This window comes from Pseudooceanicola spongiae (genome assembly GCF_014899185.1).
GTDB lineage: Bacteria > Pseudomonadota > Alphaproteobacteria > Rhodobacterales > Rhodobacteraceae > Pseudooceanicola > Pseudooceanicola spongiae.
In genome coordinates this window covers 3,912,177-3,931,577 of sequence record NZ_CP045201.1, presented here as the reverse complement: position 1 = coordinate 3,931,577, position 19,401 = coordinate 3,912,177, and the positions used below count along the sequence as shown (strand labels likewise).

The window sequence follows — 19,401 nt, the reverse complement described above, 5'->3', positions numbered from 1 at the left end:
TCTGACCGCAGTCCGGACAGCAAGCGGACCCGTTTCTCGAAGAGCGCTGAAGGCCAACCTGCCCTTCATGGGGCCTGCATCGATCTCTTGGATCATCGTCGGACACGGCCAGTCGTCTGACCCTGCCGATGGCGCGAAATTGAGCGCGCGGCGTCCTGATGCGCAGGTCTTAATCCAAACTCCCGCGGCGTGCACAGGTCATCGCTAGCTCCAGCGGCTACTCTGGCCCTCGACAATTTGTCTAGGCCGCCTTGGCTTCGTCATCACCTCAGCCCCTGCAGCGGTCCTGTCCAGCACGAGGCCCCGGGCAAGCTGGTGGACAGGATCTCTTTCAGGGCAGGCGCAAGGGCCATGAGCGGGGCAGCTCCAGACCAGCCGCGGTCTTCACCAAAGGGCGTGAGCAACCCGCCAGCCTCGCGCACCAGGACAATACCGGCCGCCACGTCCCAAGGGTAGATCTGCGCCTCCCAGAAGCCATCAAGGCGCCCTGCAGCCATATGCGCAAGTGTCAGCGCGCCAGCGCCGGGCAGCCGGTAGGTGCCGCCGAGGGCAGGCGCAAATCAGGGCGGTGGACAAATCTGTGTCGTACTGAGTAGACGCTGTTGACGCTGCACTGACCGGACCGGATAGGAACTATGTTTGCGAAGACCTGAGGTCTTCAAGGTAGCCTGCAAGTTCGTCACCATAGCCCCAGCCGGTATCGACAACGCGTTGATATTCTTTCTCCAGCCGATCCAGCCAAGTTGTCGTCAGTTCCGGATCGGCTTGCACGGATATCTTCTCCACGATCGCGCCAAACATGGACCCCATGCTGTTATAGAAGGTCTCATCCATATCACCGAACTCCAGCGTGACCTCATTGCCGCATTTGATGTAGTAGAACATCAGCTCCAGCGTTTCGCCGAGCTGTCCCCTAGCCTTGTTGTAATCGGATATGGCGCGTCGGGCGTCGCGGTATTTGATGGGTGCATCCCACCGGCTTGGATTGATGGCTGCCTTGATCCGCTTCTTGTAGGGCGAAAGGTCGGTGCACCCATCCGAGACGAGGAATCTTGCGTGCAGAAAATCCTAGTTCTTCGGGTCGGCGCGATACAGGTCCTGGACGAGGCCCACGAGCTGTACCCTGGAAAATCCCGACAACGCTCCCTTTATCGCGGTCCAGTTCTTTGTCACGATTCAAGCCCCATCCAGTTTCTCCACGGCACCTTTTCTAGCGACATTGTGAGGAAGGTGAAATCTTCAATCCAGTGTGCCTGGAACGGCCCCAAGCTGCCGTTCGTGCGAAAACCGTCTAATGACCGCTCCCAGCCCCTCCCCGACATTCGTGCCCAACGCAGCGTCCAACCAAGCACCGCCGCGAAGGGCGGGAAAGCTGTAATTCGCTGCGCGTCACATCGATGAACTTGACGCGCAGCATGGCTGACACCGTGTTTGACCCAGGCCCGACGTTTCAGGCCCGTTGACGAAAGCTCGCGTGCGGGAATGGGATAGTACACCACCATTACGCTGACGGAGAAAGTTCGTTTACTGCGATTACCTCTGACAGTTTCACGTGCCCACTATCCACGGCGGCAGCCTTTCTTTCGGAAGCGTCATCACCTTCTGCATCATTGTGTTGGATTGGGGCCCAACTACCGATCGAAGAGATGTAAGCAAGCACGTTTGTGTGGGCACGGTTATGGCTGAATGACACAATTTCCCGGCCGGCGTCGATCTTCAGAGTGTCCTTCAAACACTTGACCAGAAAAGCCCCGATGGCTTGCGAGACTGCCGATCTAAATTTCTCAGTTTCAAAAGGTCCACCAAAGGACGCGGAGCCACCAGGAGCCGCAACAGCAACGTAATAGTCCGGACAGGTGTAATAGGCGAAGTATGGGCTACCGGATTTACAGACGAACGCGACTTCCATGATGGTGCCCTCAAAGTGGTCTTTGGGAAACTTTCGGGCCGCTTCTCCAGTGAAAAGTATTTTCCCGTCTCGAGTTATCGAAACGACTTCCAAATCGTGCCCCATGACGCGAAGCTTGCTCTGGGCTTCCTTCTTGAAAAGGCCAAACACTGATTTTCCTTTCTCTATTTCTGCTCTTGTTTGTCCGAGGCCGGTTGGAAATCAACCCTTGTCTCGGCGTCGCGGGCAATTTGACGAGCTGAATTGCTTGTTCACGATGTCATCTTGATCTCGCACTTGGCCTCGTAGCGGCCTGCTCAATGTCGTCCACCCCCTCAATTTGTCCCGTCTCGCGTGAGAGGATTTCAGACATAGAGGCCTTTCCTGTGCAATCCGGATAGCGAATGCAGCCGAAGAAATCGCCGTAGGGTCCATGCCTCTCGACAAGCCACCCATCGGAACACTTCGGGCATTCATGGTGGCTGACGCCGCAATGTGAGCACTCGAGGATACCCGAAGCCCCCGAAACCGTGGGAATCCCAATCCCGCATTGACTGCAGGCGGGCATGTAATTGCTGCACATGAGATTGTGCTCACATCGATACCATACTTGGCCATCCCCGGCGGGCACTGGAAGCAAGCGTCCACCGCATTCGCTTCAAGGAACATGAGCGGCCATCGACCCGGCCGAAGTCGCTAGACCGTACTCCGTATCGGCAACCAGTTCCCGAACGAAGCATGAGGGCTCGGCTTCAGACGCCAGCAGCGTGACGGTTGAGCGTGCGCGGGTCATTGCTACATACATGATCCGCCGTTCTTCGGCGTGTTGGAATGGCTCTCCTTGCCCCCTCCGCCTCTGGGCGGCGTCTCCACCAACTGCTCCGGCGAAAACCCCGTGATTTCGGCGGGGCAGAGGGGGGGGGAGGGCGCAGCCCGACCCGCGACCGCGAACGGCTCGATCAAGGGGGTAAGGCGGGGCTGGTGCGGCCCGCAGCCGGAGGCGAGGACACGGGCCCCGATGTAACCGACGCGCACAGCGCGGCGCTCGCCCCTTGAACGGGACGGTCGCGGATGCTGGGCGGATAGAAGAAATGATGATGCGCGGAACGCGCGCTCTATGAGACCCGGCGCGGGTCGAAGCGTCCGGCATCCCCGGACTCACCAGTTCTGTCAGGAAGCGCTTTCAAGCGTTTTCGGCAATACACTCCGGATGACACGTAGGAGAATCTGCCTTGCAAATTTCCCCAATAAAACAAGATTTTATGAGGTATAGTGGCGGAGGAGGTGGGATTCGAACCCACGGTACGCTCTCACGCACGCCGGTTTTCAAGACCGGTGCATTAGACCACTCTGCCACTCCTCCGGCTGGATGGCGTTTAACGGCAGGGATCTGATTCTGAAAGTGGTTCGGCGCACTTGGCACCAATGAAAGATACACCCGGTCGCAAACCGCGATGAACGGCCCTCTGCGACGCCAGACCAGCGAGAGGACCGCGCCTCCCCTGCCCTCCACTTAAGCAAACAGGCCCCTCCACAGGCCCCTGCCCGGCGAACCGGCCACTCCGGGCGGCAAGCAAACGCGCAAGCCTGCCAAAAACGGACGGCAGGCTGGTTTTTCTCGCGCCTATGCGGTTACGAACCGGGCCGGTTATGCTAAGAAAAACCGCGCGCGCCGCTCATCAGGCCCGCACCCGAAATACCAAGCAGGAGTGAATCGTCCATGCAGCTGTCCTCTCTGCGCCCTGTGATGGGCGTTCTTGCCGCCGCCTGTCTGGCGCTCTCCACCCTGCCGGCACAGGCCTTCGATACCAGTGCCCGCGCGGCCTATATCGTTGATATCACGACGGGAACGGTTCTTCTCGCCAAGGATGCGGACAAGCCGATCCCGCCGGCGTCGATGTCGAAACTGATGACCCTCTATGTCGCTTTCGAGGCGATCCGCGATGGCCGCCTGCGCATGGACGAGGAACTGCCCGTCTCGCAGCATGCGATGGACTACGGCGGCTCGACCATGTTCCTCGACACCACCGATCACGTAAAAGTGCAGGATCTGCTGCAGGGCATCATCGTGCTTTCGGGCAATGACGCCTGCGCCGTGATCGCCGAGGCGCTCTCTCCCGATGGCACCGAGGCCGGGTTCGCCCGCTTCATGACCAAGCGCGCGCAGGAGCTCGGGATGACCAACTCGACCTTCGCCAATTCCAACGGCTGGCCCGACGACAACCAGCGCATGTCGGTGCGCGATCTGGGGCTGCTCGCGACCCATATCATCAAGGATTTCCCCGACTTCTACCCGCTGTTTTCGGAAACCGAATACGCCTTTGACGGGCGCGCGCCGCAGAACGTGCACAACCGCAACCCGCTGCTGGGTCTGGGCATCGGCGCCGATGGCCTGAAAACCGGCCATACCGCCGAGGCAGGCTATGGTCTGGTCGGCAGCGCCAAGCAGGATGGCCGTCGCGTCGTCTTCGTCGTCTCGGGTCTTGAGTCCGTGCAGGCCCGGGCTGAGGAAAGCCGCTCCATCGTCAACTGGGCCTTTCGCCAGTTCAAGGAAAGCACCGTGATTCCGAAGGGCACCGTCGTGACCCGCGCCTCCGTCTTTCAGGGCAGCAAACCCGATGTCGGCCTGACCGTGGCGCAGGATCTGGTGACGCTGGTGCCCTTCCTGTCGCAGCAGGGCATCCCCTCCGAAGTGGTCTACAACAGCCCCCTCGCCGCGCCGATCGCGGCCGGCCAGGAGATCGGCCAGCTGGTGATGAAGCCCGAGGGCCTGCCCGAAATGCGCGTTCCTCTGGTCGCCGCAGAAGAAGTCTCCTACGGCGGTTTCATGACCAAGGTGCAAAGCGCCGCGCGTTACCTGATGCGCCGCATGAACGAAGGTCCTGAAGAGGCCGCGACGCCCGAAGCCACCACCGGGGCCACCTCCTGAGCATGACCAACGGCCTGTTCCTGTCCTTTGAGGGCATCGACGGCTCCGGCAAATCCACGCAGGCGCGGCAGCTGGCCGCTGCCCTGCGGGATCTGGGGCGCGACGTCGTGCTGACCCGTGAACCCGGCGGATCGCCGGGCGCCGAGGAGATCCGCGCGCTGGTCCTGCAAGGCGAACCCGACCGCTGGTCTGCCGAGACCGAGATCCTGTTGTTCACCGCCGCCCGCCGCGACCATCTGGAGCGCACGATCCAGCCCGCTCTGGCGCGCGGCGCCGTGGTGATCTGTGATCGCTTTGCCGACAGCACCCGCGTCTATCAGGGCCTATCGCGCGGCGATTTGCGCGACACCGTGGACCAGCTGCACAGCCTGATGATCGGCCGCGAACCCGACATCACCGTGCTGATCGACATGGACCCCGAGGTCGGCCTGTCCCGCGCCCTGTCGCGCAAAGGCTCCGAGGAACGGTTCGAGGGCTTCGGCGCCGATCTGCAAAAAGCCATGCGCAAGGGCTTCCTCGCCCTCGCCGCCGCAGCGCCCGACCGCTTTCGCACCATCGACGGCACCGGCACGGCAGCTGAGGTCGCGGCCCGCCTGCACGCCCGCCTGCCCGAGCTTTTCGGACCGGCACAAGTATGAGCGACGACACCCTTCCAGAACCCGACGTCGTCGATGGCGCGCCGCATCCGCGCGACACCCTCCGCCTGATCGGGCAGCAGGGTGCCGAGCAGGAGTTTCTTGAGGCCTACAACTCCGAGCGCCTGCACCACGGCTGGATGATCACCGGCCCGCGTGGCTCGGGCAAGGCCACGCTGGCATGGTCCATCGCGCGCTTCCTTCTGGCAACGCCGCTGCCGATCGCCGGCGGGATGTTCGGCGAGCTGGAGCATGCGCCCCACGCAGACACCCTCGACATCGCGCCAGATCACCCCCTCCGCAGGCGCATGGCGGCAGGCTCCGAACAAGGGCTGTTCGTGCTGCGGCGCGGCTACAACGACAAGACCAAACGACTGAAAGACCAGATCACCGTCGACGAAGCGCGCAAGCTCAAGGGCTTCTTCTCGCTATCGTCGGCCGATGGCGGCCGTCGCGTCGTCATCGTCGATGCCGCGGACGAGCTGAACACCTCCGCCGCCAACGCCCTGCTGAAACTGCTGGAAGAGCCCCCCGCCCGCACCACGCTGCTGCTGGTCACGCACCAGCCCTCGGGCCTTTTGCCGACGATCCGGTCGCGCTGTCGGGTGCTGCGGCTGAAACCGCTGGAACCCGATCAGATGCAGCAGGCCCTCGATCAGGCCGGGGTGCAGACCGACGCGCCCGACCAGATGGCAGCCCTTGCCGAAGGCTCGGTCGGGGCGGCGGTGCGTCTGGCCAACCTCAACGGCCTCGCGCTCTATGCCGAATGGATCGCCATCCTCGGCTCACTGCCCCGGCTGGACCGGACCCGCGCGCAGGCGCTGGCCGAAGCGGCGGCAATGCGCGGAGCCGAAGAACGCCGCGCCCTGATGGTCGCCCTGCTGGATCAGGCGCTTGCGCGACTGGCGAAAACCGGCGCCACCGGCCAGCCGCCCCTGCCCGAAGCGGCCAAGGGCGAAGCCGAGGTGCTGATGCGTCTGGCCCCGGATCCCGCCTCGGCGCGTCTTTGGGCAGCACAGGCGCAAGAGATCGGGGCGCGTCTGCGTCACGGGCTGGCCGTCAACCTTGACCCTGCCGCACTCATCCTAGATACGGTTTTCAGGCTGCAGAAAGCCGCTGCCGGAGGTTAGGCGTCCCAGATCAGGGGCCGTCCGGCGAAACCACCAAGCAGGACAGACATGACCCATACGCCGCAGATCACCGACAGCCATTGCCACCTGGACTTCCCCGATTTCGCAGGCGAACTGGATCAGGTCATCGCCCGCGCCGCCGAGGCCGGGGTGACGCGCATGGTCTCGATCTGCACCAAGCTGAAGAACGAACCCGCCGTGCGCGCCATTGCCGAGGCCCACGCCCCCGTCTTCTACGCCGCCGCGACCCACCCGATGTCGGTCGCCGAAGAGCCCATGGCCACCTTCGACCAGCTGGTCGAGATGTCCAGGCACCCGAAATTCGTCGCCATCGGCGAAACCGGCCTCGATTACCACTACACCGCCGAAAGCGCCGCCGCGCAGCAGGACAGCCTGCGCATCCACTGCGCCGCCGCCCATGCCACCGGCCTGCCGTTGGTGATCCACGCCCGCGATGCCGATGACGACATGGCGCGTATCTTGGCCGAGGAACACGCCAACGGCGCCTTCGGCTGCGTCATGCACTGCTTCTCCTCGACCGCCGCACTGGCCGAAGCGGCGCTGAACCTCGGCTTTTACCTCTCGATGTCCGGCATCTCGGCCTTCCCCCGCTCAAAAGACCTGCGCGAGATCTTCGCCGCAGCCCCGATCGAGCGGATCCTCGTGGAGACCGACAGCCCCTACCTCGCGCCGCCGCCGCATCGCGGCAAGCGTAACGAGCCCGCCTTCACCGCCCATACCGCCCGCGTCGGGGCCGAGGTCTTCGGCCTCGACTACGCCGATTTCGCCGCCCAGACGCAGGCCAACTTCGACCGCCTCTTCGCCAAGGCGGCAAACTGGCAGGAGGCCGCCTGATGGGCACGCTGCGTATCACCATCCTCGGCTGCGGCTCCTCCGGTGGGGTGCCACGCCTCGGCGGGCACTGGGGCGATTGCGACCCGACGAACCCCAAGAACGCCCGCCGCCGCTGCTCCATCCTGATCGAACAGGAACGCGAGGGCGGCACCACCCGCGTGCTGGTCGACACCTCGCCCGACATGCGCGCGCAGCTGCTCGATGCCGGGATCGGTGCGCTCGACGCCGTCGCCTACACCCATTCCCACGCCGACCACGTGCATGGCATCGACGACCTGCGCCAGATTGTTTTCAACACCCGCAAGCGCCTGCCCGTCTGGGCAGATGACGACACGCAAGAGGCGCTGTTTGCCCGCTTCGGCTATGCCTTCGAGCAGCCAGAGGGCTCTCCCTATCCGCCGATCCTCGACATGCAGACGATCGCGGGCGCCTTCACCATCGATGGGGCCGGTGGCGCGATCACCCTGCTACCCTTCCGGGTCAACCACGGCTCCATCGACGCGCTCGGCTTTCGGGTGCGCGACCTCGCCTACCTGCCCGACGTCGCCGAAATGAGCGATGAGGCGTGGGAGGCCTGCGCTGGCCTCGACTGCTGGATCCTCGACACCCTGCGCCGCACGCCGCACCCGACGCATTCTCATCTGGAGCAGTCCCTGCAATGGATCGAGCGCGCCGCCCCCGAACGCGCCGTGCTGACCAACATGCACATCGACCTCGACTATGACACGCTCGAGGCCGAGACCCCCGCCCATATCACCCCCGCTTTTGACGGCATGCAGATCACCTATGAGATCTGACGCCCCGGCGCGCCGGGGATGAGCGCGCTTTTCAACATTGTCCTGCCGGTCTTCCTGATCATCGGCGCGGGCTACGTCACGACGCGGATGCGCCTGCTGAAAATGTCGGCGGTCGAGGGATTGCTCTCCTTCACGCAGAACTTCGCCTTTCCCTGTCTGCTGTTCCGCGCCATCAGCACCTTCGACATCGGCGCACAGTTTCACGCGCCGCTGCTGATCAGCTTTTATACCGCCGCCATCATCTGCTTCGTGCTGGGGCTGGTGGGCGCGCGTTTGCTGGGGCGCGATGCGCAGGACAGCGTCGTCATCGGGTTCTGCTGCCTGTTCTCGAACTCGATGATGCTGGGCGTGCCGATCACCGAACGCGCCTTCGGCCCCGACGCCCTTGGCGCCAACTTCGCCATCATCTCGGTCCACGCGCCGATCTGCTATGTCATCGGCATCGTCTCGATGGAGTATGTCCGCGCCGGCGGCACCGGCCTGCCCGTGCTGTCGCTGATCCGCCGGATCATCCGCCAGATCCTGTCGAACCCGCTGGTGGTGGCGCTGTTCCTCGGCTTCATCGTCAACCTCACGCACCTCTACATCCCTGCCCCCGTGGCCGAGGCGCTGGACATGATCGCCCGCGCCGCCCTGCCGAGCGCGCTGTTCGCCGTCGGTGGCGTGCTGGTGCAATACAAGCTTGAGGGCGACTGGCGCCTGATCGGCATGATCTGCCTGATCACCCTGATGGTGCATCCGGCCCTGACATGGATCTTCGGCAGCCTCGGCGGGCTGGATCGCGACGCCTTCCGCTCCGCCGTGCTGACCGCCTCGGTTGCGCCGGGGATCAACACCTACGTCTTCGCAAACCTCTATGATCGCGGCAAACGCTCTGCCGCCTCGTCGCTGCTGATCGCAACGGGGGTCTGCCTGTTCACCGTCTGGTTCTGGCTCAGCGTCCTGCCCTAGGATAGCGACAAATCGAGCCAACGCCTTGCGCGACACCCCTCCGAGGGCATAGGCCTGTGCCAGTTGCAGCGCGCACGCGCTGCGCCCCCCCCGGGAGCCGCGAGATGCAGATCATCCCCCTCTGCCGTCACCAAGCGCAATGACCGGCGCAACAGCACAGACCACTCGCCCCAGCCCCCTGACCGGCCCGATCGACACGGCCCGCGCCCATTTCACCGTCGGCCAGATCTCGAAATGCTGGCAGGTGATCGCGCCCCTGCTGGCCGCGCCAGATCTAGAGCACATGCCAAAGCCGGAGCGCGAGGCGCTGCAATACCTCCAGCTTGGCTGTGCGCTGTTTCAACAGGGCGATCTTGCCGCGGCACGTCTGCTCAACGCCAGCCTGCCGCCCGCGCTCTGGACGCCGATGCGCTATCGGCTGTCGCTGCGCCTGCGCGATCCCGCCACCGCCCGCCGTCTGCGCAAATCCCCCAGCAACGGCGCGCGCGAGCTGGCCGATTTCCGCACCTCCGCCGGCCTGCACGAGATCTGGGCCCGCCGCTATTCTCTGGGCCTGGCCCTCTATGCCCACCGACATGGCGCGATCAACTTCCCCCGCGTGCTGCCCGCCCGCGTCGCCCACGCGCCCCTGTCGGCCGATCCTGCCGAGGATGCGCCCCTGATCGTGCTAGAACAGGGCCTCGGCGATGTGCTGTTCCACCTCGCCCATATCCGGGCCGAGGGCGCACATGCCCGTTCCACCTTCACCGGCCTTGCCAAATACGCGCCCCTGATCCAGCGCTATTTCCCACAGGCGCGCTTTGTCCCCGCCGACAAGCTGCCCGACACGACACCCCCGCCTGCCGCGCATCTGGCGGCTGATTTCATCGCCCGCACCTATCGCCGCACGGGCCGCGTCGCCCTCAGCGTGACGCTCGACACCCCCACGCGCCATGCCTTCGACGGCCCGGTCTTTGGCCTGTGCTGGCGCGGCGGCTCCGGCCAGAACCGGCGGGAGGAGCGTCACATCCCCCTGCCCTTCCTGCTCGACATGCTGCCACGCGGCGCGCGCTACCTCGCCCTGCAGTTCGACCTGACCGACGAAGAGCGCGCCCTGCTGATCGCCGATGGCCGCTGCGCCGTGCCTATGGCCGACCTCACCCGCAACCCGGTCGCGACCATCGACATGATCCGCCCCCTCGCCGGGGTGATCTCGGTCGACAGTGCCAACTGGCACATGGCGGGGTTTTCCGGCGTGCCACTGCTGGCAATCATGAACCGCACCGCGCATTGGTACTGGGGGCCGGAACGCGACGCGGCAACGGTCTTTGCCAGCGCAGAGACCCTGCCGAAACCCGACCTCTCGGCCCGCGCCCTTGGCCATTGGATCACGCAAGCCACGGCAAACTGGAACCAGCGCCCGCCGGTCGCGCTGCCCGCGCCGAACCTGCAGCGGCCCGCGCCCGAGCGTCCTCTGTTCGTCTGCGGCCTGCCGCGTTCCGGCACCTCGATGGTAATGCGCCTGCTGGCTGCGCAGGGCCTCTGGCTGGGGCAGACGATCCCCGGCAACGCCGACAACCCGCAGGGCTACTACGAGAACCGGCGGCTGCGCGACACCCACCTCAAGGGCATCCTGCGCGCGCTTGGGGTCGATCCGCGCGGCGTCATGCCTCTGCCCAGAACCGAGGCGCTGCCGCCCTGTCCCGACCTTGCCCACCGCCTGATCACCGCCATCCGCGATGAGGGCTACGACGGCACCACCCCCTGGGCTTTCAAGGACCCCAAGCTCACCCTGCTCTGGCCGATGTTCGCCCGCGCCTTTCCCGGCGCCACGTGGCTGATCGTCCGCCGCACCCGCGCCGATGTGCTGACCTCGCTCGCCAGTGCCAGCTTCATGCGCCGCCACTCCACCAGCACCGAGTTCTGGCAGCCCTTCTGCGCCGCCTATGACGACCGCCTGCAGACCTTGGCCGAGAGCGGCGCGCAGGTCCTCACCGCCGATGCCGACGCCATCGCCCGCGGCGACTTCACCGCGCTTGAGGCGACCTGCGCCGCCCTTGGCCTCACCTTCAACGACACCGCCGCCCGCACCGCCCTGCTGCGCGACTGACTGGTCAAGCCCGCCCCCCCGCACTACACAGTCGGTGAACGTATTCGCCAGAGGAGGGCGCAATGGCGCAGCTGATCCAGATCATCAACGGTCCCAACCTCAACCTGCTCGGCAAACGCCAGCCCGAGATCTATGGCCACGAAACGCTTGAGGATGTCGCCTCGGCCTGCACGACCCTGGGCGAAACCCTCGGCCTGACCTGCGCCTTCTTCCAGTCCAACCACGAGGGCGGCATCATCGATTGCATCCACGCCGCGCGCGAAACTGCCGCTGGCATCGTGATCAACCCCGGTGCCTTCACCCATACCTCCGTCGCGATTCTGGATGCGCTCAACACCTTCGAGGGGCCGGTGTTCGAGGTGCATATCTCCAACGTCCACAAGCGCGAAAGCTTCCGCCATCACTCCTATGTCTCGCTGCGCGCCGATGGTGTGATCGCGGGCTTCGGGACCGAGGGCTATACCCTCGCCCTGCGCCGCCTCGGCACGCTGCTGGCGCAGTAGCCCTCAGGTAAAGTTGCGAAACACCCGCGTGGTGGAAAACATCGACTCGAGTTCCTGCAGCCGGCCTTGCGTGTCATCCCAGCGCTTGGCCTGCACCTCGGCGATCAGCGCCTCGACCACCGCCATGATGGCGATGGTGCTGTCCCAGTTCGACGGCGCCTCGACCTGCAGGTTAAAGACGTTCTCTGCCACCTGCGCGATGGGCGAGCCCCACTGATCGGTGAACAGCACCACCGTCGCGCCGCGTTCCTGCGCCAGCTCCGCCAGCTTCTGCAAATCCTTCTCGTACCGGCGGATGTCGAACACGATCAGGACCGAGCGCGCGTCCATATCCAGCAGGTAATGCGGCCAGACGTTCGGCGTCTGGCTCAGCAGCGTGACGTTGGCGCGGATGATCTGGATGTGATTGTGAAAATAACTGGCATTCGCCCGCGTGATCCGGCCGCCCACGAAATAGGCAGGGCGAGAGGTATCGGCCAGCAAATCTGCCACCCGGTCAAAGACCACCGGGTCCAGCCGCTCCAGCGAGCCGGTCAGATTGCGGATGACGGCCTCGGTAAAGCGATGCAGCACATGCCCCTCGCCCTCGCTCGCGGCGGAGCGCGCGTCCCGCTTCAGCGACGGTGCCTTGATGCGCTCGGCCACCTCACTGCGCAGAGCGTTCTGGAGTTCTGGAAACCCCTCAAAACCCAGCTTGCGCGCCATGCGTATAACGGTCGGGGTCGAGACCGAGGCCAGCTCTGCCAGCTTGGTGACCGACTGCATCCCCGCCATCGGATAGTCCTTCAGGATCACCTCTCCGACCCGTTTTTCGCTGGCCGTCAGGCGCGTCGTGGCCGCCAGTATCAGCGCCTTGACCTGCTTTGCGCCTGCCTCTGCCACGTTCTGCACTCCCCTTGTCTGATTGGTTACAAAATATTCGCGCTCTGTAGCCATGTCTACAAAAATGCGTTGACTTCGACCCCGGTGCCGTTCTCTTCTGCGGCCATGACAGGCAGTGACTCACAAATTCTTAACCAAGATGAAGGCCCTGCGGTGGCGGTGACAAACCCCTGCGGCACCGGCCCGGTCGTGCTGGTCTGCGAACATGCCAGCGCCACGATCCCGGTTTCGCTGGACGGTCTGGGGCTGTCGCAGGCCGATCGCCTCAGCCATGCCGCTTGGGATCCCGGCGCGCTGGACCTCGCGCTGGCGATGTCCGAACGCCTGCATGCGCCGCTGGTGGCGGGCCGTATCTCGCGCCTCGTCTACGACTGCAACCGCCCGCCCGAAGCGCCCACCGCCATGCCCGAACGCAGCGAAGTGGTCGAGGTGCCGGGCAACCACGCCCTCACCCCCGCCCAGCGCGCCGCCCGCACCGACGCAATCTACCGCCCCTTCCAGACCGCCCTGTCGGCGGTGCTGGAACGTCACGGCGGCGCGGTTGTCACGGTGCATTCCTTCACCCCCGTCTGGCACGGCACGCCGCGCAGCACCGAAATCGGCCTGCTGCACGACAGCGACGCCCGCCTCGCCACGGCGATGATGAAAAACTGGAGCGGACCTCTGAAAGCCGAGCTCAACGCCCCCTATTCCGCCACCGACGGCGTCACGCACACGCTGGCCACCCACGCCATTCCCCGCGGCCGCCTGAACGTCATGATCGAGGTGCGCAACGACCTGCTGGCCGATGCTGCCTCCGTCGCGGCCGTCGCCGAACAGCTCTGCGGTGCGCTCAGCCGGTCGCTGGCGCAACTGGCGACACGCTGCGCCGAGAAACACCTGTCACGGGGCGGTGCAGCATGAGACTGATGCGCGGCTACATCCGCTTTGTCGACCTGTTCAACTACGGCCTCGGGCGGGTGATGATGTTCGCCCTCTTCGGCCTGATGGGCATCCTGCTGTGGTCCACCGTCTCCAAGGTCTTCTACTCCCCCGCCATGTGGACGCTGGAAACCGCGCAGTTCGTCATGGTCGCCTACTACATCCTCGGCGGGCCCTACTCGATCCAGCTCGGCAGCAACGTCCGGATGGACCTGTTCTACGCCGAGCTTTCGGACCACAGGAAAGCCTGCCTCGACGCGCTGACCGTGTTCTGCCTGATCTTCTACCTCGGGGTGCTGATCTGGGGCGGCCTCGCCTCCCTCGCCTATTCGCTCGGCAATTTCATGGGCTCGCCCTTCAGCTTCTTCGCCAGGCTGATCGGTGCCTTTGTCACCGGCGGCCCCGACGCGGCGTCTGAGGTCCTGGGCTATATCGAGGTCTCCTCCTCCTCATGGCGGCCCATCATGTGGCCGATCAAGCTGATCACCTGCATCGGGCTGTTTCTGATGCTGCTGCAGGTGCTGTCGGAATTCTTCAAGGATATCCTGCGCATACGCGGGGAAGCGGTCTGATATGTCATATGAACTGATCGCCCTGCTGATGTTCAGCTCGATGATGCTGATGCTGCTGACCGGCCAGCGGGTCTTTGGCGCCATCGGCTTTGTCGCCGTCGTCGCCGCGCTCTGCCTCTGGGGCGACAAGGGTGGCTTCGACCTCGGCTACGGCGCGCTGATGAAGCTGATGAAATGGTATCCGATGCTGACGCTGCCCATGTTCGTCTTCATGGGCTACGTGCTGTCCGAGAGCAAGATTGCCGACGACCTCTATCGCATGTTCCACGTCTGGATGGGCGGCATTCGCGGCGGCCTCGCCATCGGCACCATCGGGTTGATGGTCCTCGTCTCGGCGATGAACGGCCTTTCTGTCGCGGGCATGGCCATCGGCTCCACCATCGCCCTGCCGGAGCTGCTGAAACGCGGCTACGACAAGAAGATGGTCACCGGTGTCATTCAGGCGGGATCGTCGCTCGGCATCCTCGTGCCACCCTCGGTCGTGCTGGTGCTTTATGCCATGATCGCGCGTCAGCCGGTCGGCCAGCTTTGGCTGGCGGGCATCGGCCCGGGCTTCCTGATGGCGGGGATGTTCATCCTCTACATCGTCATCCGCTGCGCCCTGAACCCCTCGCTCGGCCCCGCCCTCAGCGCCGAGGAACGCGACATCCCGCGGCGCGAAAAGATGCGCCTGCTCTGGGCCGGTACCCTGCCGCTGGGTATCTTCATGGTGATGATGGTGCCCTTCGTGATGGGCTACACCTCGCTGGTCGAAGCCTCGGCCATCGGCGCCCTCGCCGCCTTCGTCGCCGCCCTGCTGAAAGGCCGGATGAGCTGGCGCGTGTTCGAAACCGCCACCCGCCAGACCCTCGCTATCTCCTGCATGTTCATGTGGATCATCCTCGCGGCGCTGGCCTTCGGTGCGGTCTTCGACGGCCTCGGCGCGGTCAAGGCGATCGAAAGCCTGTTCACCGAACAGCTTGGCCTCAGCCCATGGGTCATCCTGATCCTGATGCAGCTCAGCTTCCTGATCATGGGCAGTTTTCTGGACGACACCGCGATGCTGGTGATCGTGGCGCCGCTTTATGTGCCGCTTGTCGGCGCGCTCGGCTTCGATCTGGTCTGGTACGGCGTGCTTTATACGATCACCTGCCAGATTGCCTACATGACCCCGCCCTTCGGCTATAACCTGTTCCTGATGCGCGCCATGGCGCCGCCGGAAATCACCCTGCGCGACATCTACGGGTCGATCTTCCCGTTCGTCGCCGTGATGATCCTGGCGCTGATCGTCGTCATGGTCTTTCCGGGCATCGCCACATGGCTGCCGAACATGGTCTACGCGAATTAACCACAAGAACCCTGCCCAAGCAGGGCGCCTACAACCGCAACATGGGAGTTATCACATGACCACCAAACCAACCAACAGACGGTCCTTTCTGAGGGGCGCCGCCATGGCCGCGCCCGCTGCCCTCGCCGCCCCCGGCATCCTGCGCGCACAAGAGGCGATCAAGTGGCGCTTCCAGACCTACGCCGGCTCGGCCCTCGGTCAGGAAGTCACCAAACCCGCCATCGACGCGATCAACGCCGCCGCACAAGGCGAGCTTGAGATTGAGCTTTACTACGCCGACCAGATCGTCCCCACGGGCGAGCTGTTTCAGGCCCTGCAACGCGGCACCCTCGACGGTGTGCACTCGGACGATGACTCGATGGCCTCGCCCACCCCGGTGCGCAACTTCGGCGGATATTTCCCGCTGGCGACCAAGCATTCCCTCGACGTCCCCGTGCTGTTCAACCAGTACGGCCTGGCCGAGATCTGGGAAGAAGAATACGCCAAGGTCGGCGTCAAGTGGCTCTCCGCCGCCGGGCAAGACCCCTGTAACTTCAACACCGTCAAGCCGATCACCTCGCTGGCCGACATGGACGGGCTCAAGCTCTATACCTTCCCGACCGCTGGCCGCTTCCTGTCGCAGTTTGGCGTCGTTCCGGTGAACATTCCTTACGAGGATGCACAGGTCGCCGTGCAAACCGGTGAACTCGACGGCATGGCATGGTCCGGCATCACTGAAGATTACACCGTCGGCTGGGCAGACGTGACCAACTACTTCCTGACCAACAACATCTCCGGCGCCTGGATCGGGTCGTTCTTCGTCAACCAGCAACGCTGGGCCGATCTGCCGGAACACCTCAAGGTCATCGTCTCCTCCGCGATCGAGGCCAGCCACACCTACCGCAACCAGTGGTATTGGGGCGGCGAAGCGCGTCTGCGCGCGCAGGGCGACAAGCTCGAACTCACCTCGATCCCGCAGGACGAATGGAAGACCGTCGAAGACGCCGCCGTCAAGTTCTGGGACGAGATGGCCGAAGAAGGCGAAACCGCGGCCAAGATCGTCAAGATCTTCCGCGACTACAACGACGTCGTGTCCAAAGCAGGCCCGCCCTACACCTTCTGATAGGGTTCGCCGCAAAACATCTCTCAGGGGCGGCCTCAGGGTCGCCCCCTTATGCTGAAAGGCAGGAAGAAAGACGCCATGGCACAACTGACATTCGACGCTTTGAAACAACAGGTCGCAGACGGCACCATCGACACGGTTCTGGCCTGCATCGTGGACATGCAGGGCCGCCTGATGGGCAAACGCTTTCACGCCGCCCACTTCGTCGACAGCGCATGGTCCGAAAGCCACTGCTGCAACTACCTGCTGGCCACCGACCTGGAAATGTACACGGTCGATGGCTACAAATCGACCAGCTGGCAGGCGGGATACGGCGACTACATCATGCAGCCAGACCTCTCCACCCTGCGCCCCGTGCCGTGGATCGAGGGCACGGCCATGGTGCTCTGCGATGTGCTGGATCACCACCACGCCCCCGTCGCCCATTCGCCCCGCGCCATGCTGCAGGGCCAGATCGCCCGCCTGTCCGAGATGGGCCTGACCCCCATGATGGCGACCGAGCTTGAGTTCTTCCTGTTCGAGAAGAGCTATGACGAGATCCGCAAATCCGGCTTCACTGCGCTGGAAACCCTCGCGCCGCATAACGCCGACTACTCGATGCAGCTGACCCTGCGTGATGAGGTCGTGATGCGCCCGGTGCGCAACGCCCTCTACGCCGCCGGCATCCCCATCGAGAACTCCAAGGGCGAGGCCGAGGCCGGTCAGGAAGAGCTGAACATCAAATACGCCGAGGCTCTGGCCTGCGCCGATTACCACACCATCGCCAAGCTCGCGATCAAGGACATCGCGCTGATGAAGGGGCATGCCGCGTCGTTCCTGCCGAAATGGCACCGCGACCGCGTCGGCAGCTCCTCGCATGTGCACCAGTCGATGTGGGCCGAGGGCAAGAACGCCTTCTATGACCCCGAAGACGACCTCGGCATGTCGTCGATGATGAAAAGCTACTGCGCGGGCCTGATCAAATACGCCCCCGATTACACCTACTTCCTCGCGCCCAATATCAACTCCTACAAACGCTTTCAGGCGGGCAGCTTTGCGCCCACGAAATCGGTCTGGTCGGTGGACAACCGCACCGCGGGCTTCCGCCTCTGCGGCGCGAATTCCAAATCCGTTCGGATGGAGTGCCGGATTGGCGGCTCGGACCTGAACCCCTACCTCGCCATGGCCGTGCAACTGGCCGCAGGTATCAAGGGCATCGAAGACGGGCTGACCCTTGACGCGCCGATTACAGGTGACATCTACGAACAGGGCAAGATGCCCGAGGTGCCCTCGACCTTGCGCGCCGCACGCGAGACACTGAACACCTCGACCTTCCTGCGCGACACCTTCGGCGATGACGTGGTCGACCACTACGCCCGCGCCGCCGACTGGGAACAGGAAGCCTATGACGCAGTCGTCACCGACTGGGAACTGCAACGCGGATTTGAAAGAGCCTGAGCATGTCCAAGACCGTTAAACTCATCTCGCCCATCGACGGGTCTGTCTATCTTGAGCGCGAGGTCATGGACCCCGCCGCCGCAGGCATGGCCGTCGACAACGCCCGCGCCGCGCAATTCGACTGGGCCGCGCGCCCGATGGCCGAGCGTATCGAACTGGTGCGTGCCGCTGTCGCCATCATCGGCCAGCAGACCGACCGCATGACCACCGAGCTGGCGCATCAGATGGGCCGCCCGATCCGCTATGGCGGCGAATTCGGCGGCTTCAACGAACGCGCGGGCTATATGGCCGACATCGCCGAAACGACCCTCGCCCCCATGGTGATCGAGGACAGCGCCGCCTTCACCCGCATGATCACCCGTGAACCCCACGGCGTCGTGCTGGTCGTCGCGCCCTGGAACTATCCCTACATGACGGCGATCAACACCATCGCCCCCGCCCTGATCGCGGGCAACGTGGTGGTGCTGAAACACGCCTCTCAGACCCTCAAGGTGGGTGAGCATCTGGCCGAGGCGTTCGAGGCCGCTGGCCTGCCCGAGGACGTCTTCCAGAACCTCGTGCTGGATCACGAGACCACCTCGAACCTGATCGCCGCCCGCGCCTTCGATTTCGTCAACTTCACCGGCTCCGTCGCCGGCGGTCAGGCGATGGAGCACGCAGCCGCAGGCACCTTCACCCCCGTCGCCACCGAGCTTGGTGGCAAGGACCCGGGCTATGTGCGCGCCGATGCCGATCTTGACGCCGCCGTCGACGGCTTGATGGACGGCGCGATGTTCAACGCCGGTCAGTGCTGCTGCGGGATCGAGCGGATTTATGTCCACGAGAGCCTCTATGACGCCTTCGTCGAAAAAGCCGTCGCCTGGGTCAAGGCCCTGCGCCTCGGCAACCCGCTGGACCCCGAAACCACCATCGGCCCGATGGCCAATGAACGCTTCGCCGCCACCGTTCGCGCGCAGATCGCCTCGGCCGTCACGCAAGGCGCTGTCGCCCATATCGAGGAGATGGAGGCCGATGATGGCGGGGCCTACCTGACGCCGCAGATCCTGACCAACGTCAATCACGAGATGGACGTCATGGTCGAGGAGAGCTTTGGCCCCGTGGTTGGCATCATGTCCGTCTCCGACGACGATCAGGCGATCGCCATGATGAACGATTGCAAGTACGGCCTGACCACCGCGATCTACACCAAGGACGCCGCCGCGATGGATTATATCGCGCCGCAGCTGGAAACCGGCACCGTCTTCATGAACCGCTGTGACTACCTCGACCCGGCGCTCTGCTGGACGGGCTGCAAGGACACCGGGCATGGCGCGGGCCTCTCGGCGCTCGGCTTCCTGGCCCTGACGCGTCCCAAGTCGCACCACTACCGCAAATCCTGAGAGA

At 64.3% G+C, this 19,401-nt stretch carries 19 protein-coding genes and 1 tRNA gene; 14 read left to right on the top strand and 6 right to left on the bottom strand.

Annotated elements, in window-relative coordinates; all coding sequences use genetic code 11:
- Nucleotides 1-263: 263 nt before the first annotated feature.
- The 5 genes from F3W81_RS21205 to F3W81_RS18515 all read right to left on the bottom strand — a co-directional run bounded on the left by F3W81_RS21205 (nucleotide 264) and on the right by F3W81_RS18515 (nucleotide 3,251).
- Nucleotides 264-497: an inositol monophosphatase family protein gene (locus F3W81_RS21205; protein ID WP_407692452.1), complete on the bottom strand. Its 234-nt coding sequence runs from the start codon at nucleotides 495-497 to the stop codon at nucleotides 264-266.
- Nucleotides 498-633: 136 nt separating this feature from the next.
- Nucleotides 634-885, bottom strand: coding sequence for a hypothetical protein (locus tag F3W81_RS18530; protein ID WP_193080903.1), 252 nt, complete (start codon nucleotides 883-885; stop codon nucleotides 634-636).
- Nucleotides 886-1,501: 616 nt separating this feature from the next.
- Nucleotides 1,502-2,059, bottom strand: coding sequence for a hypothetical protein (locus F3W81_RS18525; protein ID WP_193080902.1), 558 nt, complete (start codon nucleotides 2,057-2,059; stop codon nucleotides 1,502-1,504).
- A gap of 109 nt (nucleotides 2,060-2,168) precedes the next feature.
- Entirely contained in the window at nucleotides 2,169-2,456 is a 288-nt protein-coding gene (locus F3W81_RS18520) for a topoisomerase DNA-binding C4 zinc finger domain-containing protein (protein ID WP_226941997.1), read from the bottom strand.
- Nucleotides 2,457-3,161: 705 nt separating this feature from the next.
- Nucleotides 3,162-3,251: transfer RNA gene (locus F3W81_RS18515), tRNA-Ser, on the bottom strand.
- Between the two features lie 357 nt (nucleotides 3,252-3,608).
- On the opposite strand from F3W81_RS18515, the gene F3W81_RS18510 reads away from it, so the two are divergent.
- The 8 genes from F3W81_RS18510 (at nucleotide 3,609) to aroQ (ending at nucleotide 11,777) form a co-directional block, all read left to right on the top strand.
- On the top strand, nucleotides 3,609-4,817 hold the full coding sequence (locus F3W81_RS18510; RefSeq protein ID WP_407692451.1) for a D-alanyl-D-alanine carboxypeptidase family protein: 1,209 nt from the start codon (nucleotides 3,609-3,611) through the stop codon (nucleotides 4,815-4,817).
- Between the two features lie 2 nt (nucleotides 4,818-4,819).
- Entirely contained in the window at nucleotides 4,820-5,455 is a 636-nt protein-coding gene (tmk, locus tag F3W81_RS18505; RefSeq protein ID WP_193080900.1) for a dTMP kinase, read from the top strand.
- A complete protein-coding gene (locus F3W81_RS18500; protein WP_193080899.1) occupies nucleotides 5,452-6,582 on the top strand; it encodes a DNA polymerase III subunit delta' in 1,131 nt (376 codons plus the stop codon). Before tmk ends, F3W81_RS18500 begins: the two co-directional genes overlap by 4 nt.
- Nucleotides 6,583-6,630: 48 nt before the next feature.
- A complete protein-coding gene (locus F3W81_RS18495; protein ID WP_193080898.1) occupies nucleotides 6,631-7,437 on the top strand; it encodes a TatD family hydrolase in 807 nt (268 codons plus the stop codon).
- A complete protein-coding gene (locus tag F3W81_RS18490) occupies nucleotides 7,437-8,234 on the top strand; it encodes an MBL fold metallo-hydrolase (protein WP_193080896.1) in 798 nt (265 codons plus the stop codon). Before F3W81_RS18495 ends, F3W81_RS18490 begins: the two co-directional genes overlap by 1 nt.
- An 18-nt stretch (nucleotides 8,235-8,252) precedes the next feature.
- Nucleotides 8,253-9,185 (top strand): AEC family transporter, encoded by a 933-nt coding sequence (locus F3W81_RS18485; protein ID WP_193080895.1) that lies wholly within the window; start codon nucleotides 8,253-8,255, stop codon nucleotides 9,183-9,185.
- A 139-nt stretch (nucleotides 9,186-9,324) separates the two neighbouring features.
- The gene (locus tag F3W81_RS18480) at nucleotides 9,325-11,274 is read left to right on the top strand and encodes a sulfotransferase (protein WP_193080894.1); all 1,950 of its coding nucleotides are present in this window, start codon (nucleotides 9,325-9,327) and stop codon (nucleotides 11,272-11,274) included.
- 62 nt (nucleotides 11,275-11,336) lie between these two features.
- Nucleotides 11,337-11,777 carry a type II 3-dehydroquinate dehydratase gene (gene aroQ, locus F3W81_RS18475; RefSeq protein ID WP_193080893.1) on the top strand — a complete coding sequence of 147 codons (441 nt, stop codon included), beginning with the start codon at nucleotides 11,337-11,339 and terminating at the stop codon, nucleotides 11,775-11,777.
- Nucleotides 11,778-11,780: 3 nt separating this feature from the next.
- Here the strand turns inward: aroQ and F3W81_RS18470 are convergent, their stop codons facing one another.
- Nucleotides 11,781-12,659 (bottom strand): MurR/RpiR family transcriptional regulator, encoded by an 879-nt coding sequence (locus F3W81_RS18470; RefSeq protein WP_226941743.1) that lies wholly within the window; start codon nucleotides 12,657-12,659, stop codon nucleotides 11,781-11,783.
- 153 nt (nucleotides 12,660-12,812) lie between these two features.
- On the opposite strand from F3W81_RS18470, the gene F3W81_RS18465 reads away from it, so the two are divergent.
- From F3W81_RS18465 to F3W81_RS18440, 6 genes are all read left to right on the top strand, one after another.
- A complete protein-coding gene (locus F3W81_RS18465; protein WP_319022274.1) occupies nucleotides 12,813-13,562 on the top strand; it encodes an N-formylglutamate amidohydrolase in 750 nt (249 codons plus the stop codon).
- A complete protein-coding gene (locus F3W81_RS18460) occupies nucleotides 13,559-14,152 on the top strand; it encodes a TRAP transporter small permease subunit (protein ID WP_193080890.1) in 594 nt (197 codons plus the stop codon). Before F3W81_RS18465 ends, F3W81_RS18460 begins: the two co-directional genes overlap by 4 nt.
- Nucleotide 14,153: 1 nt before the next feature.
- Nucleotides 14,154-15,479 (top strand): TRAP transporter large permease, encoded by a 1,326-nt coding sequence (locus F3W81_RS18455; RefSeq protein WP_193080889.1) that lies wholly within the window; start codon nucleotides 14,154-14,156, stop codon nucleotides 15,477-15,479.
- 55 nt (nucleotides 15,480-15,534) lie between these two features.
- Nucleotides 15,535-16,581, top strand: coding sequence for a TRAP transporter substrate-binding protein (locus F3W81_RS18450; protein ID WP_193080888.1), 1,047 nt, complete (start codon nucleotides 15,535-15,537; stop codon nucleotides 16,579-16,581).
- A gap of 78 nt (nucleotides 16,582-16,659) precedes the next feature.
- On the top strand, nucleotides 16,660-18,018 hold the full coding sequence (locus tag F3W81_RS18445; RefSeq protein WP_193080887.1) for a glutamine synthetase family protein: 1,359 nt from the start codon (nucleotides 16,660-16,662) through the stop codon (nucleotides 18,016-18,018).
- A 2-nt stretch (nucleotides 18,019-18,020) separates the two neighbouring features.
- Nucleotides 18,021-19,397 (top strand): aldehyde dehydrogenase family protein, encoded by a 1,377-nt coding sequence (locus tag F3W81_RS18440; RefSeq protein WP_193080886.1) that lies wholly within the window; start codon nucleotides 18,021-18,023, stop codon nucleotides 19,395-19,397.
- The last annotated feature ends 4 nt before the right edge of the window (nucleotides 19,398-19,401 follow it).

What these genes read in the sequence shown, in the direction of transcription:
- F3W81_RS18495 (WP_193080898.1), top strand. Translation starts at nt 6,631, where the DNA reads ATGACCCATACGCCGCAGATCACCGACAGCCATTGCCACCTGGACTTC.
- F3W81_RS18480 (WP_193080894.1), top strand. Translation starts at nt 9,325, where the DNA reads ATGACCGGCGCAACAGCACAGACCACTCGCCCCAGCCCCCTGACCGGC.
- F3W81_RS18510 (WP_407692451.1), top strand. Translation starts at nt 3,609, where the DNA reads ATGCAGCTGTCCTCTCTGCGCCCTGTGATGGGCGTTCTTGCCGCCGCC.
- F3W81_RS18490 (WP_193080896.1), top strand. Translation starts at nt 7,437, where the DNA reads ATGGGCACGCTGCGTATCACCATCCTCGGCTGCGGCTCCTCCGGTGGG.
- F3W81_RS18520 (WP_226941997.1), bottom strand. Translation starts at nt 2,456, where the DNA reads ATGCCCGCCTGCAGTCAATGCGGGATTGGGATTCCCACGGTTTCGGGG.
- F3W81_RS18445 (WP_193080887.1), top strand. Translation starts at nt 16,660, where the DNA reads ATGGCACAACTGACATTCGACGCTTTGAAACAACAGGTCGCAGACGGC.
- tmk (WP_193080900.1), top strand. Translation starts at nt 4,820, where the DNA reads ATGACCAACGGCCTGTTCCTGTCCTTTGAGGGCATCGACGGCTCCGGC.
- F3W81_RS18530 (WP_193080903.1), bottom strand. Translation starts at nt 885, where the DNA reads ATGTTCTACTACATCAAATGCGGCAATGAGGTCACGCTGGAGTTCGGT.
- F3W81_RS18450 (WP_193080888.1), top strand. Translation starts at nt 15,535, where the DNA reads ATGACCACCAAACCAACCAACAGACGGTCCTTTCTGAGGGGCGCCGCC.
- F3W81_RS18460 (WP_193080890.1), top strand. Translation starts at nt 13,559, where the DNA reads ATGAGACTGATGCGCGGCTACATCCGCTTTGTCGACCTGTTCAACTAC.
- F3W81_RS21205 (WP_407692452.1), bottom strand. Translation starts at nt 497, where the DNA reads ATGGCTGCAGGGCGCCTTGATGGCTTCTGGGAGGCGCAGATCTACCCT.
- aroQ (WP_193080893.1), top strand. Translation starts at nt 11,337, where the DNA reads ATGGCGCAGCTGATCCAGATCATCAACGGTCCCAACCTCAACCTGCTC.
- F3W81_RS18485 (WP_193080895.1), top strand. Translation starts at nt 8,253, where the DNA reads ATGAGCGCGCTTTTCAACATTGTCCTGCCGGTCTTCCTGATCATCGGC.
- F3W81_RS18440 (WP_193080886.1), top strand. Translation starts at nt 18,021, where the DNA reads ATGTCCAAGACCGTTAAACTCATCTCGCCCATCGACGGGTCTGTCTAT.
- F3W81_RS18500 (WP_193080899.1), top strand. Translation starts at nt 5,452, where the DNA reads ATGAGCGACGACACCCTTCCAGAACCCGACGTCGTCGATGGCGCGCCG.
- F3W81_RS18455 (WP_193080889.1), top strand. Translation starts at nt 14,154, where the DNA reads ATGTCATATGAACTGATCGCCCTGCTGATGTTCAGCTCGATGATGCTG.